This window comes from Mesorhizobium sp. B2-4-17 (genome assembly GCF_006441275.1).
GTDB lineage: Bacteria > Pseudomonadota > Alphaproteobacteria > Rhizobiales > Rhizobiaceae > Mesorhizobium.
Genome location: NZ_VFUX01000024.1, coordinates 47,008 through 62,120 on the forward strand (window position 1 = coordinate 47,008; position 15,113 = coordinate 62,120).

The 15,113-nt window shown below is 64.6% G+C and carries 14 protein-coding genes; 7 read left to right on the plus strand and 7 right to left on the minus strand.

Annotation, left to right across the window (positions count from 1 at the left end):
• The first annotated feature begins 130 nt into the window (after positions 1-130).
• The gene (locus FJ548_RS19515; protein ID WP_140611871.1) at positions 131-823 is read left to right on the plus strand and encodes a DUF2270 domain-containing protein; all 693 of its coding nucleotides are present in this window, start codon (positions 131-133) and stop codon (positions 821-823) included.
• A gap of 192 nt (positions 824-1,015) precedes the next feature.
• Positions 1,016-3,229, plus strand: coding sequence for a cation:proton antiporter (locus tag FJ548_RS19520; protein ID WP_140778759.1), 2,214 nt, complete (start codon positions 1,016-1,018; stop codon positions 3,227-3,229).
• A gap of 24 nt (positions 3,230-3,253) precedes the next feature.
• Here FJ548_RS19520 and FJ548_RS19525 read toward each other — a convergent pair whose 3' ends face one another.
• Together FJ548_RS19525 and FJ548_RS19530 are read right to left on the minus strand one after the other, a co-directional pair.
• Entirely contained in the window at positions 3,254-3,397 is a 144-nt protein-coding gene (locus FJ548_RS19525; protein WP_140611873.1) for a hypothetical protein, read from the minus strand.
• 190 nt (positions 3,398-3,587) lie between these two features.
• Complete coding sequence (locus FJ548_RS19530; protein WP_140778722.1) at positions 3,588-5,033, minus strand: adenylate/guanylate cyclase domain-containing protein; 1,446 nt, start codon at positions 5,031-5,033, stop codon at positions 3,588-3,590.
• A gap of 331 nt (positions 5,034-5,364) precedes the next feature.
• On the opposite strand from FJ548_RS19530, the gene FJ548_RS19535 reads away from it, so the two are divergent.
• Positions 5,365-6,441 carry a class I SAM-dependent methyltransferase gene (locus tag FJ548_RS19535; RefSeq protein WP_140778723.1) on the plus strand — a complete coding sequence of 359 codons (1,077 nt, stop codon included), beginning with the start codon at positions 5,365-5,367 and terminating at the stop codon, positions 6,439-6,441.
• Positions 6,442-6,483: 42 nt separating this feature from the next.
• Here the strand turns inward: FJ548_RS19535 and FJ548_RS19540 are convergent, their stop codons facing one another.
• Positions 6,484-6,903, minus strand: coding sequence for a DOPA 4,5-dioxygenase family protein (locus FJ548_RS19540; protein ID WP_140778724.1), 420 nt, complete (start codon positions 6,901-6,903; stop codon positions 6,484-6,486).
• 156 nt (positions 6,904-7,059) lie between these two features.
• The gene (locus FJ548_RS19545) at positions 7,060-7,707 is read right to left on the minus strand and encodes a hypothetical protein (RefSeq protein ID WP_140778725.1); all 648 of its coding nucleotides are present in this window, start codon (positions 7,705-7,707) and stop codon (positions 7,060-7,062) included.
• A gap of 96 nt (positions 7,708-7,803) precedes the next feature.
• Between FJ548_RS19545 and FJ548_RS19550 the strand changes: the two genes are divergently transcribed.
• Both FJ548_RS19550 and FJ548_RS19555 read left to right on the plus strand, forming a co-directional pair.
• A complete protein-coding gene (locus FJ548_RS19550; protein ID WP_140611881.1) occupies positions 7,804-8,637 on the plus strand; it encodes an SPFH domain-containing protein in 834 nt (277 codons plus the stop codon).
• A complete protein-coding gene (locus FJ548_RS19555; protein WP_140778726.1) occupies positions 8,634-9,170 on the plus strand; it encodes a hypothetical protein in 537 nt (178 codons plus the stop codon). Before FJ548_RS19550 ends, FJ548_RS19555 begins: the two co-directional genes overlap by 4 nt.
• Positions 9,171-9,186: 16 nt before the next feature.
• On the opposite strand, the gene FJ548_RS19560 is transcribed toward FJ548_RS19555, so the two are convergent.
• Together FJ548_RS19560 and FJ548_RS29930 are read right to left on the minus strand one after the other, a co-directional pair.
• Complete coding sequence (locus FJ548_RS19560) at positions 9,187-9,627, minus strand: hypothetical protein (RefSeq protein WP_140778727.1); 441 nt, start codon at positions 9,625-9,627, stop codon at positions 9,187-9,189.
• 304 nt (positions 9,628-9,931) lie between these two features.
• Complete coding sequence (locus FJ548_RS29930; protein WP_181168849.1) at positions 9,932-10,096, minus strand: hypothetical protein; 165 nt, start codon at positions 10,094-10,096, stop codon at positions 9,932-9,934.
• 324 nt (positions 10,097-10,420) lie between these two features.
• Between FJ548_RS29930 and FJ548_RS19565 the strand changes: the two genes are divergently transcribed.
• Both FJ548_RS19565 and FJ548_RS19575 read left to right on the plus strand, forming a co-directional pair.
• Positions 10,421-12,295 carry a GGDEF domain-containing phosphodiesterase gene (locus FJ548_RS19565; protein WP_246678716.1) on the plus strand — a complete coding sequence of 625 codons (1,875 nt, stop codon included), beginning with the start codon at positions 10,421-10,423 and terminating at the stop codon, positions 12,293-12,295.
• Positions 12,296-12,817: 522 nt separating this feature from the next.
• On the plus strand, positions 12,818-13,789 hold the full coding sequence (locus FJ548_RS19575; RefSeq protein WP_140778730.1) for an ornithine cyclodeaminase family protein: 972 nt from the start codon (positions 12,818-12,820) through the stop codon (positions 13,787-13,789).
• Positions 13,790-14,128: 339 nt separating this feature from the next.
• Here FJ548_RS19575 and FJ548_RS19585 read toward each other — a convergent pair whose 3' ends face one another.
• A complete protein-coding gene (locus FJ548_RS19585) occupies positions 14,129-14,977 on the minus strand; it encodes a WYL domain-containing protein (protein ID WP_181168850.1) in 849 nt (282 codons plus the stop codon).
• Between the last annotated feature and the right edge of the window lie 136 nt (positions 14,978-15,113).

Below are 15,113 nucleotides of genomic sequence, written 5' to 3' on the forward strand. Positions count from 1 at the left end.
CCAGCCTGGAACGGCAGCCGCGCGGCCTCGAAGCCAATCGGCGGCTCGCCGTGCCAATCCGTTCGCGGGGCGGCTTGCGGCAGGGAACGATGTTGCCGGCAAACGGTTATAGTCCTGGCCGGAGGATGCCATGAACGACGCGTCGGCAAAACCCGCGGGCCCCGTCCTGTCATCGACGGAGCGCGTGAACACGCTGTCGCATTTCCACCGCGCCGAGATCGCGCGCATGGCTGGATGGCGCGATCGGCTCGACAGGACGACCAACTGGGCGATCACCGTGGTGGCGGCGATGCTTTCCGTGTCGCTGTCGGCGGCCAGCGCGCATCATGGCGTGCTGCTGTTCGCCATGCTGCTGATCCTGCTGCTTCTGTGGATCGAGGCACGCCGCTACCGGTTTTTCGACTTCTACCGGTCTCGCGTGCGTCAGTTCGAACGCCACTATTTCGCGCAGATCTTCTCCCCACAACCCGATTTCGCCTCGGATTGGCTGCTTATCGTTGGCGAAGGCCTGCGCGCGCCGAAGTTCCTGCTGTCTCATCGCGCAGCCCTGGCGCGTCGCCTGCGCCGGAATTACATCTACCTGTTCCTGATCCTGCTGCTGGCATGGGTGCTGAAGATATCAACGCCCAGCCTTCAAACCGTGGGTGTGCGGACCGGCTTCGTCGGTTCGCTGCGCGAAGCGGTCGACAGCGCCGCCCTTGGCCCCATTCCCGGTGTAGCGATCGTGATCGTCGTGGCGGCATTCTATGCCAGCCTGTTCGCCATCGTCCTTTTCTCGGCCGCCGACGACGGCGAACTTTCCTTTGGCGACGTCCACGTCTGACGACAACGGCTGCAACGCAAACGCCGGCCGCGCGTTGTGATGGTCAGTCCGCAGCGGCGTTTGAGGGAGCCCATGAACCGTCAACCGGCAACGGCGTCACGCAGCATTGTGGCCGCTGTCCTGCTGGCCATCCTTGCCCTGGCTCCGGCAAGCCGCGCCCTCGCCGCGCAGCCCGCCGGCCATGCCTCGGGCATGGGCGGCTCGGCCGAGGGGCTGTTCGTCGCCGAAATCGTCCTTCTGCTTCTGGTCGGGCGCGGGCTCGGCGAGATCTTCCAGCGCTACCGCCAGCCGGCGATCATGGGCCAGTTGATCGGCGGCATTCTGCTCGGCCCATCGCTGTTCGGCTTGATATGGCCTGGCGCCCAGCACATGATATTCTCCAGCGACCCCGCCCAGAAAAGCATGATCGACGCCGTCTCGCAGCTCGGCATCCTGCTGCTCCTGCTCTTGACCGGCATGGAGACGGATTTGCGCCTGGTGCGCCGGGTGGGTGCGGCCTGCTTCTCGATCTCGATCACCGGCGTCGTCGTGCCCTTCGTCTGCGGCTTCGCGCTGGCGCAATTCCTGCCCGGCTCCCTGCTGCCCGACCCGACGCAACGCGTCGTCGCCGGGCTGTTCCTCGGCACCGCGCTATCGATCTCCTCGGTCAAGATCGTCGCCATGGTGGTGCGCGAAATGAACTTCATGCGCCGCAATCTCGGCCAGATCATCATCTCCTCGGCCATCATCGAGGACACGATCGGCTGGCTGATCATCGCCGTCACCTTCGGCATCGCCACCAATGGCAGCCTGCAGGTGCTGCCGCTTATCGCCACGGTGGCCGAGGTGGCGCTGTTCATGGTGTTCTCCTTCACCATCGGCCGCCGTCTGGTGTTCACGCTGATCCGCTGGAGCAATGATTCTTTCCGCAGCGAATATGCCGTCATCACCGTCATCCTGATCATCATGGGCGTGATGGCCCTGATCACCAACCTGATCGGCGTCCACACGGTACTCGGCGCCTTCGTCGCCGGCATCCTGGTCGGGGAATCGCCGATCCTGTCCGACCACATCGAGAGTCAGCTGCGCGGCGTCATCACCGCGCTTTTCATGCCGGTCTTCTTCGGCATGGCCGGCCTGTCCGCCGACCTCACCGTGCTTGCCGACCCGACGCTGGCATTGCTGACATTGGCGCTGGTGGTGATCGCCAGCATCGGTAAATTCTCGGGCGCCTTCGTCGGCGGCCGGTTCGCCGGCATGTCGCTGAAGGAAGCGACCGCCGTCGGCAGCGCCATGAACGCGCGCGGCTCGACCGAGGTCATCGTCGCCAGCATCGGCCTGTCGATGAACATCCTCTCCCACGATCTGTTCACGATGATCGTCACCATGGCCGTCATCACCACGCTGGCCATGCCGCCCATGCTGCGCTGGGCGCTCGGCCGCCTGCCCGTCGGCAATGCCGAGAAGCAGCGCGTCGACCGCGAACTGCTCGACGAACGCGGCTTCGTCTCCAAGCTGGAGCGGCTGCTGCTTTTGGTCGACGACAGCCCGGTCGGCAAGTTCACCGCCTATCTGGCCGGGCTGGTCGGCGGTGGCAGCGGCATGCCGACCACGCTCCTCCATCTCGAGGGCGCGGAACTGCCCGGCCCTGCCCGCGAGAGAGGTCCGGAGCGGGCCTCGAACCAGGTCAAGAAGGGTGCCGCCAGGAGCGCCAGGGCCGTCAGCAAGGCCGAGGACACGCCCGTCGACAAGATGCATCTCACAGCCCGCACCCAACTTGAAGCCACCACCGAGACGATCGCCGCGGAAGCCCGCAAGGGTTACGGCCTCCTGCTCGTCGGGCTGGAGAACGCGCTGACCGACAACGGCACCTTCAGCGGCACGCTGAACGACATCACCAGCGGTTTCGACGGCCCGCTGTGCCTGGTGCTGAACGGCGCCAAGGACACCGGCAAGATGCCGATGCTGCGCGCTGGCGCAACGGTTCTGGTCCCGGTCAACGGCACCGAAGTCGCACGGCGCGCCGCCGATTTCGCCCTCGCTTTGGCGCGTCCGCACCGAGCCCGCGTCAAGGTCCTCTATGTCTCGCAGGCCCGCAAGGGCAGCCCGCCAAGCTCGGTTTCGCACCGCCGCGAGGAAGCCGTGCTGAAGGACGTCGCCGATCTCGCCGATCGCTACGGCGTTACGGTCGACACCGCCATCCGCGCCCGCGCGACGCCCGACAGGGCCATCGCCAGGGAAGCGGCCAAGGGCGCCGCGATGGTGGTGATGGGTGTCACGCAACGGCCGGGCCAAGAGCTGTTCTTCGGCGACACCGCCACGGCGGTGCTGGCCGCCGTCGGCTGTCCGGTCGTGCTCCTGGCCAGCGAGCGCGTCAGACGTAGCGAGGCCCAGGCCGAAGAGGCGAAAGCCGAGACCGGCGCCTGATCCGTCTTCGCCGCAATTGTAATCCTATATGCCGAAGAACTGCCTGCCGATCATGTAGCCAAGCGCCACCACGACCAGCGGAAACAGTGCCGGCGCAACCTTGCCCAGCATGGAGCTCTGCTGCTCCTTCGCCGGCGTGTAGAGTGCATTGCCGAGATTCTTGGTCATTGCGTACCCCCGCGGACCCATCCGTTTTTACGCATGTCGTTATCCCAAAACCGCTGAGCAGTTTTGGGTCGAATGTATTAGAAGTCGCTTATTTACAGCATGGCCGGATTAACGAGTTGCAAAGAAATTCGTTCGAATAGCCGAGCATTGCGCGGCGAGGCCTATTCCAGCCGACTCTCCGCAATCGTGTCTACCCCCGCATAATGCGATAGACAGTTGCATCACCCTCCACACCTCGAAGAGGCGCATCGAAAGCCACGACACGATGGCCCGCAAGCATTTCGCTAACCCCGGGCGCGGAATGGAGCGCCTCGGAAATGCAGACCTGTCCGGCGTCCGCCAGGGACTGCACGCGCGCGGCGACATTCACGGTCTGGCCGAAATAGTCGAGGTTGTCGTTGAGCGTCACGGCGATCGAAGGTCCACAGTGGGCGCCGATCTTGATGATGATCCCCGGCCCGTCATGATCGCTGTTGAAGCGATCGATTTCTTCAAAGATGTGGAGTGCGGCCGAAATCGCATCCGACGGCTGCGAGAATGCGGCCATCACGGCATCGCCAATCGTCTTGACCACCGCTCCGCAATGTTGCTGAACCGCCGCGTTGACCAAAGCGAAATGCTCGCGGACCAAAGCATAGGCGTTGAGGTCGCCCAGGCGCTCGTACATGGCGGTCGAACCCTTGAGGTCCGTGAACAGGAAGGTGATCTGCCGGATGCCGAGCCCCTCCTTCTCGTCGACACGTTCGGACCGGAAGAGCTGGCGGAAGGTTTGCCGCGCAAGCAGCGCTCCACCGGAAACATAAGGCTCGAAATCGAGCGCCGGCTTGGTAGTCAGCGCGACGAGCTCGGGCGGCCAGTTGATGACAAGCAACGAACCGCGTACTGGCCCCCTGTTCGCAACCTCGATGGCAATCGGACCAGGTGGCACCGCTGGCAGCGCCGGCAAGAAGCGTTTGCCGTCATAATCGATCTTCAGAAGTGTCGGCGCCGACGCCGGATCGCCTGATATTGGCACGGCGAATGCGGCCTGCGTCCGCACGTTGACGCCCGCGAGAGCGCCCGGTCCCAGGTCGGCGCGGAGCACCGTGGTGGTGCCGGGCGGCAGAAACGTCATGCCCCGAACGAAGCCGCGCAGAACGTCGAGAAAGCGAACGCCTTGCCCCGGTAGCCGCCCGTCACGTCCGAAGTGGAGCTTCCAGTGGAAATCCTCGACGGGCAGCGTCTCGGGATCGTGGTACGGCAGGCGCCGTAACTTTGGCGATACCGAGAAGGTGACCTCGATGAAGTCGTCGAGGTCGGTGTCACCCGATACGTCGCACAGGCCGCAGACATAGTGGGTCTTCAGCGTGCGCAGGGCGCCGAAACTGTCGAGCACCATCCCGGACTGGGGACAGAGCACATCCCAGCTCATGTCGAATAGGCCACAGCGGGCGGCATGAAGGAAGAGGTCGATTGCTTCGGGCTCGGCGATTGCGCGGTCGCGCGCAAAGCTCCGCGGATTGACCCGATAGAGCGAGTGGTCGTCGGCGTCCCTGATCAGCGTCTCGAATTTCGAGATGACGCGTGGGCTCCAGGCTCGCGCCTGCTCCACCTTGGTCATCTTGCTTTCGAGAAGACGGTCGTTGATTGCCGTCATGCCGGATCCTCAACCTTGTCTCGCGACAGCCTACTAAAAAACGAGCGCGATGCGAATGGATGAATTCCTTCGTTGTACGTGGGCTGTCCAGGAGCCTCAGAACGGCGGGCGGCGCACTGGAGCAGATGCCGTTCTTGAGCTGGCACATTCGCTCTGATGCGCTGGCCGGGCCGCGCTCGCTGAGAATTCCCAGGCGGTCACGTTGCTGTGAAGCTGTAACAGCCAGTCGCCTCGGGGCGTACAATGATTTGTCATGGCGGGCCATCCCGGCGACGGGATCGGGCTTGTCGCCCATGGCAAGTGTTTGGGATCGAGCCGGAGGAGAAAGCCGATGCTGAAGCGCAACAAGGAGACCCAGCCTGACCAGGAGAAACTGGAGGCGCTGCTTGGAAAGATGATCGGCGATCTGGGCGCCATCACCACCGGAGCTGCGGTGCTGCTGGGCGACAGGCTCGGCTTGTTCGCGGCCATGGGCGGGGGCGGCGAGATGACCGCCGGACAGCTTGCCAAAAAGACCGGCACGCAGGAGCGGCTGGTCCGCGAATGGCTGTCGGCGCAGGCGGCGGCCGGCTATGTCGAATATGACGAGGCCAGCGACAGTTTCTACCTCAGCCCCGAGCAGGAGCAGGTTTTCGTCAACGAGGACAGCCCCGCCTTCATGGCCGGCGCGTTCGAGGCCGTCTCGACGCTGTGGCTCGACGAGGAGAAGGTGCGGGAGGCTTTTCGCTCCGGCAAGGGGCTGGGCTGGCACGACCACAGCGCCTGCCTGTTCCGCGGCACCGAACGCTTCTTCCGGCCAGGCTACAACGCCAATCTGATCGGCTCCTGGCTGCCGGCGCTCGACGGCGTTGTCGAGAGGCTGGAGAGCGGCATGGACGTCGCCGATGTCGGTTGCGGCCACGGCGCCTCGACGGTGCTGATGGCCAAGGCCTTCCCGAACTCGCGCTTCACCGGCTTCGACTATCACGCCCCGTCGATCGAGCGCGCCCGTGCCGCCGCGAAGGAGGCCGGCGTTGCCGGCAACACCCGCTTCGAGGTTGCGGCGGCCAAGGATTTCCCAGGCACCTACGATCTCGTCGCATTCTTCGACTGCCTGCACGACATGGGCGATCCGGAGGGGGCTGCCAGGCATGTGCACAAGGCGCTCAAGCCGGATGGTACCTGGATGATCGTGGAGCCCCTCGCCCACGACCAGCTCTCGGCCAACCTCAACCCGGTCGGCCGCATCTACTATGCCGCCTCGACCTTCATCTGCACGCCGGCCTCGCTGTCCCAGGAAGTCGGATTGGGGCTCGGCGCCCAGGCCGGCGAGGCGAGGCTGCGCAAGGTTGTGTCGGGTGGCGGGTTCAAGCGGTTCCGCCGCGCCACAGAAACCCCGTTCAACATGGTGCTCGAGGCACGCCCGTAAGGCCGGCCGGGCAAGGGAGGTCGCGGCGATGTCAAGAAACGCCTACGCCGGCAGCGTCGGCTCGGTGTTGGGCTCCAGCGCCTCTTCCGCCTCGTGATCCTCGCCCAGGATATCGCCATGCACCACCAGCGGCCGGCCTATCCAGATCGGATCGACCAGATGGTCGCGCCTAGGGTTGGTCGTGTTCGGGTGGATGAGGATGCTCAAGCCCCGATGGTTCAGCATCAGCCACGGAACGAGTGAAGCGAAAATCTCGTTGGCGAAGGAGACCTGGTACATCGCCTGGTCATGCGGGCCGACTTGTCTGTCATGCCAGTTGCCCAGGCGGACACGGAAACGCTCCCCGATGCGAAGACGCAGCCATTCGGCATGCTGCCGCTCGGTTTGCCCGTCATAGTAGATATGGGCGTGATAGCTGGCAATCTCGGCGAGCGGTCTTGGACTGGCGGCATCTTCGTTCACGTCAATGTCCTCCCTTGATGTTCGCGGCGCCCGGCGGAACTATACCCCAAGCACGGCGCCGGAGCCTGCCCTACCTGTCTTGCCGCGAAGACCTCTCGATATCGTGTATGGCCGCCGCCTGGGACTTACCCTATCAAGTAGCCAGCATTTGCCCATTCATAGTTCCCGGACAGCGCTGTCCGGGAAAGAAATATCGTGGATAAATTTGCCGGGAGGAAATGGGGGTTCGAGCCGCCAGTAATCCCTGAGGATTTCGGGCGCGACTGTCGGTGCTTGAGGACGGGAGCGTTCCAGGGCGACGCAAAGGCGCACTGAACGGGTGCCGTCCGGTACCATCATCTTCAATCCTGCAATCAACGCGGACCACTGAGCGGGGCTGGTCGAATGTCGTTTATTGTATTTGCACTCGTCATAGCCTTCATTCTTTGGCAGCGGCTGGGCAAGAGCAGGCGCCCGGCGAGAGCCTTGCAAGCCGAGGCCGGCCGCCCCGCTTCGCCATTGCTGGACCTTGCCGGCGACGCTCAGGGTGAGGCAATACGAGCCGACATTGCCGGACTGGTCTCGAACTTCCTTGGCCAGAACGGCCAGGAGCTGATCGGGCAGGCTGTCAGCCGCGCCATTCGAGAGTCCACGGTCGGGACAGGTGTCGGCCTCGGTTCCGCCGGGGCGATGGAGCCGATCAGGAAGGCGGTTGCGCCAACGAGGACAGCATCGCCGGCGCGCGACAAGCGGCGGGCCAAGTACCTGCTCGATGGTGACGCCGGCCACCGCCAGCGCACCGACCGAACCGCCCGGCTTCAGCAATCATTCAGGGGCAAGGGCCTCTGTTCGCCGCGCTAGCCGCGCCGCGAGGATCTGGGCACGCGCAGGGCGTGCCGGCACAACGGAGGGGAATTCGAAATGGCGATCACCAGGCAGGTAATCACGTCGCTGCAGCGCGATGGCACGGACGCGCTCGGCACCCGGACCGTGGCAATGAAGATCGTCGACGAGAGCATCGTTTCCGGCTCGCTGCTGACCGTCGAAAGCAACCATTTCTGCATCCTGAAATCGCGCGGCGCGGTGCTCAACGTCTACGAGACCGGCCAATATCAGCTCCAGACACCGGACAAGCCGCTGGTCGGATCGGTCGTCCAGGGTTTCTTCGGCGGATCGTCGCCCTGGGTCTACGAGGTCATCTACATCAACCGTTCCAAGCTTCTGGTGCGCAATGAGGGCATCGCGACCAGCGCCGAGATGGCGGAGATGTCCTATGTCGTCGACTACTACATCCACATCGACAGCAAGCAGGAAGCGCTCGATCTCATCACCCACATGCCTTTCGCGGGCGCGGTGATCGATACGAAGGAAATCGCCGACTATGCCGGACCCGCCATCGAGCAGGCGATCAACCAGATCATCCAGGTCACCAAGATGGAGAACATCAACGAACGGATCAGCGATGTCCGCGAGGCGGTGAAGCTGCACCTCACCGATTTCCTCAAGGTCTACGGCATCATGCTCAACGACCTCAAGGTCCTGATCATGCCGCGCGACGAGCGCATGCGCGAACTGATCTCGCTGCAGGCGATCGGCTTGAGCCCGATCGAGGCGGTGCGCTATTATCTGGCGTTGCGCATGGCGGACAAAGGCTTGGTTTCCGCACCCAACGCCGCCGCCGGCGTGCCCTTCAATATTGGCGGCCAGCCCACGGGCTTCTATCCGCTCGGCGATGAGGTGGGCGCGACAAGATGAGCCGCTTCTACGAGGTCGGACCGCTCGCCAAGGTCGGGATCAACCTGTTCTACGGCTATGGCTACAACTTCTACCGCCAGGAAAACCAGCTCCGCGCCGACGACCAGCGGGTGCGCCAGATGGCGTGCTCGCTGCTGGCGCGCGCCCGGGCGGCCGTCGACGAGGCCGAGGGCCGGTACCGCCGCGAGAACATCCAGCCGCCTTCGCGGGCCAATCCGTTCCCCGATTCCGGCATCGTCGCCAACGCCCAGGCGCTCGAGCGGCTGGGGCGCGAGGTCGGCGCGCTCGAAGGGCAGATCCGCCATCAGCCGGTGCCCGAGAATGACCGCATGACCCAGCGCTACCGGTTGGAAGCCGCAACGCTCGCCGCCCTGGCGGAGAAGGACGCGGTGCTCGTCGGCCAGGCGGACCTCTTGCGATCGATGGTCGAAGGGGCCGCCGGCGATGCGATCCTGGCCGACAGACGCGAGATCGAGGACGGCATCGCCGCCATCACGGCGACGTTGCGCGACCGACAATCGTTCCTGTCGTGAGGTAGGGAAACCGCCCCTACCTCAGCGAAATGCTCATCCCGCTGAGATCGGCGTTGACCTGCAGCCCGACCTGCCTGCCTGTGAGTTGAAGCTCGGCGCCCTTGTCATTGGTCATGACGATCACCTGGGCGCCTTTGCCGACCGCGCCGCCGCCGCCCGCCGCGCCGTAGACCCCGGCCACGTCGCGGGCGCGCCTGATGTGGCGCACGGTGCCCTGGAAATAGGTCTTGGACACGCCGAAGGCGAGACCGCCCGAGACACCGCCGATCGAGATGGGATAACGGCGGCCATGGAAGGTCAGCGTGCCTTCGCCTCCGGAGCCACCGACGAAGAAGGCCGCCTTGTAGACGGAGAAGCGGATGGTGCCGCTGTCGGCATGCGCGGCGCTGGCAAAGCCCACGCCCGCAACGGCTATCGCGGCAACCGCGACGGAACGAACCCTGGACGAAATGTTCATGATGAAGCTCCTCAAGATCGCCGCTTATCCAGTCGGCCGGCACGTCAGCATCAAAGTCAAGGCTAAACAGTCTGGCCCGCCATTGGTTCCAGCAAGCGCCCGAATCCGGCTTTGGCCCGAATCCGGCTTGGGAAGACCGCCGCGAAACAAGGCGGCCTGACCATTTGGCCTGCAAAATGCCAAGCCGGCGACGCTTCACGAGCCAGTTAGTGACCCGTCGAGATAACAGCCCCGGCCAATGCGCGCGGCCGATCGAGGGCTGGCCACGCTGGCTGGCCCCGCCCGGGATGAGGACGCGCCCGGTTCAACGGCGTCGAAGCACCAGGAGATAGAAAGCTCCGAACACGCAGACGATCGCGATGTTCACGGCCAGCCGTTCCCAGAACCGGCCTCTGAGGAACAGGAAATCGACCCCGACGATGATCACCACCATGCCCAGGACGTAAAGCGCGACTGCTGCACGGCTCATTGCTGCGCGGCCTCCCTTTCCCGGCCGCTGAACCAGATAGCGCGCTCGGAAAGCGCCGCAACGGTCCGGCTTGCTGCCCGGCAACCCCACCGCGCCTCCCCTGGCCTCGAGGAATGGCGTGTCGCCTGCCTTTATTCGAGAAATGCACCGTAAACCGCTGAAATCCTTAACACGATTTTCATTCCACTGCCCTAACACCATGCAATGGCAAGGCATGACGAGCGGTGGTTTGCTGGCCCCACTCCCCAAGGGCAAAGCGAAGCCGTGGCAACGGGGATCCTCCGCGATCAGTTCGCTGATCTGAGGAAAGGGATCTTCATTTCCATGCCTGTCGGCATTGTGCTGTCGGCCCTGATCCTGGCTGTGCAGATGCTTTCCGGCGGCGGTCTGGCGGCGGTGCTGTGGTTTGCGGCGATCAGCATCATCAATTGCGCGCGCCTGGCGCTTGCCGCCGCCCAGCCGGACATTTCCGGGAGCGGGCCGAGGCCGGTCAGCGCCCGGCTTGCCCTCTACGGCGCATTGGCTCTGGTGTCCGGCATTGCCTGGTCCTTCCTGGCCGTGCTGGCGCACGGTTTCACCACGGCCCAGGCGCCGCTCTACCTGATCGTGCTTGCGGGCCTATCGGCCGGCTCGGTCACCTACTCGGCGTCATACGCACCGGCCGCGCTCAATTTCATGACGCTGCCGCTTCTGGCCGCCGCCGCATGCGTGCTGGCCAAAGGCGACATCGAGAACGACATCCTGGCTTTCACCGTCCTGCTTTTCCTCGCCGGAATGGTCAGAAGCGCGCTGATCGGACAGGCCCGCTTCCGCGAGACCAGCCGCCTCAAATACGAGGCGAGGGAATTCGCCGCCGAGATGGAGCGCAATTCCAGGCGCGATCCGCTGACGAATTTGCTCAACCGGTACGGGCTCGAACAGGCGATCGGCCAGCTGGGGCTTTCCGACGGCCCGTTCGTGGCCATGCTGATCGACCTCGACGGCTTCAAATCCGTCAACGACACCTATGGCCACAACATCGGCGACGATCTGCTGGTCAAGGTCGCGCGCCGCATTGAGACCCATGCCCCGCAAGGCGCCACGATCGCGCGCATCGGCGGCGACGAATTCGTGCTGCTCTTCCCCGCCTGCCAATCGGCGCCCGCGACCGACGCGCTTGCCTCCACGCTCATCGCGGCGATCGCGCAACCCGATCCGGCGTTGAACTCGGTGCGTGTCGGCGCCTCGATCGGCATCTACGTCTCGGACAGGCCGCGACTGACGGAGATGCTGCTCAGGGCCGATTTCGCCCTCTACGCGGCCAAGCGCAAGGGCCGGAACGAGCACTGCATGTTCGATGCCGGGCTGGACCACGCGCTCGAACGCAAGCACCATATCGAGCGCGACCTGCGTGGCGCCTGCGAGGCCGGCGCGCTCTGCTCATGGTTCCAGCCGCTGGTGCGCCTCGACACCAACGCCGTCGTCGGGTTCGAAGCGCTGCTGCGCTGGCGGCACCCGATCCATGGGCCGATTTCCCCGCCCGAGATCGTCACCGCGGCGCGCGAGACCGGCCTGCTGCCGCTGCTGACGGAAACGGTGTTCCGCAATTGCTGCGCCATGATCGAGGAGCTGGTGAAAACCGGCCGCCGCGATGTCCGCGTCGCCATGAACCTGTCGCCGCGCGAACTCGAGGCGGGCAATGTCGACGACATGATCCTCGACCTGTTGAAGGCGAGAAACGTGCCGGCGGCGATGCTGGAGATCGAGATCACCGAGGAAGCGCCGGTCGATCGCGACAGGGTCGACGAAAAGGTCGGCCGCCTCGCCGACGCCGGCATATCGATCGTGCTCGACGATTTCGGCACCGGCTTTTCGACCCTGGTCGCGCTGAAGGACAGCCGGATCCGCAAGATCAAGATCGACAAGCATTTCGTGCGCGACCTCGCCAAATCCGTGGAGGATCAGGCGCTGGTCAAGACAGTCATCGATCTCGGCCGCGCGCTGGGCATAGAGGTCATGGCCGAGGGCGTCGAGACCGACGCCGACCGCCTGATCCTGCGCTCGCTCGACTGCATGGTCGCGCAAGGCTTCCTCTTCTCGCCGGCCCTCCCCGCACCCGAGGCGCTCGCCTTCCAGGCCGCCCGCTCCAGCAATTCGCTCGCGGAAACCCTCTTCGATCCGGCCTCCCGCCGCAAGCCCCAAAGCGGCAGCGCGGCCTGAGTGCCGACGCGATAGGGCGAGGCCTGCAACTGTGCCCGCTGCCTCAGCGGCGGCAACATGGCTTGCGAGCCGGCGTTTCGTCGTCCTCACAAAGTCATGGCTATGGCAAAATGGATTCTTGCGAAGGGGACCCCCACCCTAACCCTCCCCACAAAGGGGAGGGAACGCTGCCGCGCGCACCCCTACTTCCTTCATTGACGTCCAAAACATGCACAATTTGCCACGGATCAGCGTCAACGAGGGTCTCTCTCCCCCTTGTGGGGGTCCGAAGGACGGGCGAGACCCGTGGCTCGCCCCGGCAAGTCAGGGGGGGTACTCGTAGGGCGAAAGCCTCGGCCTCCCAACGCAATTGCCCTGCCCCTCGTGGGGAAGATACTCGTAAGGCGAAAGCATCGGCCGTAGGCGATTGCCTGCCCACAAATTAGAGGCCCCCGCCAAAGCCGCGATACTGAGAAAGCGCGCCGCCCTATGCGGTTGGCCACCTGCTTGGTAGTTTGCCGACCCGCATTGGAAAAAGACCGCATGAACACTCAAGCAATAGAAGCCGATACCCTGCCCTATCTGTCTTCGGCGTATCTCGACCGCCTGGCGATCTCGACGTCCGAAATGGTCGACGAGATCGAACGCCAGATCGCTGGCCAGAGGCGCGGCGAAGTCTGGTGCGCGCCGAAGGCGGTCGTGCAGCCGGGCGACGACCGCTACATCATGGCCACGCTCGGCGTCGCCTCCAATCCGCCCGTGCTGGCCACCAAGTCGCTGGTCGTCAACCCCCGCAACGCCGGGCGCGACCTCCCCACGATCAACTCGCTGATCACGCTGCTCGACGCCGAGACCGGCCTGCCGCTTGCCCTGGTCGACGGCAATTGGGTGACGGAGAAGCGCACGGCCTCCTTGAGCGCCGTCGCCGCCAGGCGCATGGCGGCAAGCGAGGCGTCGTCCATCGCCTTCATCGGCTGCGGCGTGCAGGCGCGCGGCCACCTCGAAGCCTTCGCCGACCTCTTCCCCTTGCGCGAAATCCGCGCCTTCGGCCGCGGCACCGCCAACCGCGACGCGCTGTGCCGAATGGCGCAATCGCGAGGCCTGCAGGCAGTGCCATGCGACACGGCAAGGGCCGCGATCGAAGGCGCCGACATGGTGGTGACGACCGTGCCCCTGGTGCCCAGACCCGCCCCCTTCCTCGACGCCAACTGGCTGAAGCCGGGCAGCTTCACCGTGATGACCGACCAGGCCCTGCCCTGGCTGTCCGAAACCATGCCCCGCTTCGACCGCATCATCGTCGACGACCTGGAGCAGGAGAGGAATATGGCCAAGCCGATGGTGGATACCGCCATGGTTGCCGGAGATTTGACGGGGCTGGTGTGCGGGGATTTTCCGGGGAAGCAGAGCCCGGGCGAGACGACGGCGTTTGTTTTCCGGGGGCTGGCTGTGGGGGATCTAGCGGTGGCGGCGCTGGCTTATGGGCGCGCCCAGGTGGCTGGGGCGCTCGGAACGTAGGGCGGAGAGCGCGAAGCGGTTTGGGTCCGGCGTCGCGTCGGGGCAGACCGGGCAGCGCCGAATTCGCTGCGCCCCGGGGGAACGCCTCCGCGTGCGCCTGGGCAATTGGCACGACTGGTCGACCCGGTCTGGATCAGCCGGGGGTTGTCGGTGCTCGGCGAGGAGGACAAGGCAGAAGAGCCTCTGGAGGTGAATACGAAGCCGACGCTCGGGGCTTAGGGATGATTAGGCTGGTGGTAAAGGCAACTGTCAGCCTTGGGGCCGCTTGCAGCCTGACAGCCTTGAGTGAACCGCTCCACAAAGTGGCCGTCGGCCGGCCGCAATAGAATGTCGACCAGCTCAGCTTGCCACATTAGGGCGGTCAAATTTCCGGATGTCGCCATAATTGCGCAGCCGGATTGGGACTGCCTGGGCGGCATGATCGGCCGGACGCAATCGCAGATGATCGAGCACATAGGGGATCATCGCTTGGCGCGGCTCGATCCGCACCGCGAAGCTCCCGTCGGACATTTGGCGCATTCCGAGCTCACGCGCGGTTACATCCACCTGCCCGGGCGACAGACCGTCGATCAAAGTGATCTCCAACGCCGCGCGATCATGCCATTGATCGTCGCGGGGGAGATCTTCACCGACTTCCGGAGAGGCTGCGGCGCTGAGAATGCGCGCCAAGGCCAAGTCGCGATACGCTTTATGTCGCTCATCCCGTCCCCGGACTAGCCATCGCTGCCCAGTGAAGATCAGCGCATGTGGTGTAAACAAGCGACCAACGGCCTCGGGTGTCACCATCGATTGATAAGTGATGTCGAGTGATGCACCGGTGGTAATCGCGCGGCAGACTGTCACGAGCAACGGCTGATCGATTGCCACCGGAAGCGCCTGCACCACATCCACCGGCGGCGTGAAGCCGAGCAGCCGGCCGCGGTCTTGGCTCGGCAGGTCCACCGAGGCGGCGATGGTGCTCAGAATGCTCGACGGATCCTCAGCCCCGAACAGCGGCTTGAACGAATCGGTCGGCCGGAAGCACTTTTCCGCCACATCGTAGAGTAGATTCCGCGGCGCCATTTCCCGATATCGGTGAAAATCCGAAGTGACGTGGCTGATGCTGACATCGAACGTTGCCGCGACCGCACGCCTCCCGACCTGCCCTGTCCACAGCGCCGCCCGCTCAATGAACCGCAATCGGCGCATTTGATCAGCTGATGGCTCCGCCCCTGCCGCCTTTCGAGGGCGTCCGCGTTTGCCGGGCGTTAGACCTAGTTGTGAGCCAGATGTGCGTGCCATACAACTAAAATGACAACACAAATAAAAAAGTCTAGCATTTTTT

Bases quoted from the DNA above. Each gene is read 5' to 3' on its own strand.
- FJ548_RS19515 (WP_140611871.1), top strand. From the start codon at position 131: ATGAACGACGCGTCGGCAAAACCCGCGGGCCCCGTCCTGTCATCGACG.
- FJ548_RS19520 (WP_140778759.1), top strand. From the start codon at position 1,016: ATGGGCGGCTCGGCCGAGGGGCTGTTCGTCGCCGAAATCGTCCTTCTG.
- FJ548_RS19525 (WP_140611873.1), bottom strand. From the start codon at position 3,397: ATGACCAAGAATCTCGGCAATGCACTCTACACGCCGGCGAAGGAGCAG.
- FJ548_RS19530 (WP_140778722.1), bottom strand. From the start codon at position 5,033: ATGACGGCAATCAACGACCGTCTTCTCGAAAGCAAGATGACCAAGGTG.
- FJ548_RS19535 (WP_140778723.1), top strand. From the start codon at position 5,365: ATGCTGAAGCGCAACAAGGAGACCCAGCCTGACCAGGAGAAACTGGAG.
- FJ548_RS19550 (WP_140611881.1), top strand. From the start codon at position 7,804: ATGGCGATCACCAGGCAGGTAATCACGTCGCTGCAGCGCGATGGCACG.
- FJ548_RS19555 (WP_140778726.1), top strand. From the start codon at position 8,634: ATGAGCCGCTTCTACGAGGTCGGACCGCTCGCCAAGGTCGGGATCAAC.
- FJ548_RS19560 (WP_140778727.1), bottom strand. From the start codon at position 9,627: ATGAACATTTCGTCCAGGGTTCGTTCCGTCGCGGTTGCCGCGATAGCC.
- FJ548_RS29930 (WP_181168849.1), bottom strand. From the start codon at position 10,096: ATGAGCCGTGCAGCAGTCGCGCTTTACGTCCTGGGCATGGTGGTGATC.
- FJ548_RS19565 (WP_246678716.1), top strand. From the start codon at position 10,421: ATGCCTGTCGGCATTGTGCTGTCGGCCCTGATCCTGGCTGTGCAGATG.
- FJ548_RS19575 (WP_140778730.1), top strand. From the start codon at position 12,818: ATGAACACTCAAGCAATAGAAGCCGATACCCTGCCCTATCTGTCTTCG.
- FJ548_RS19585 (WP_181168850.1), bottom strand. From the start codon at position 14,977: ATGCGCCGATTGCGGTTCATTGAGCGGGCGGCGCTGTGGACAGGGCAG.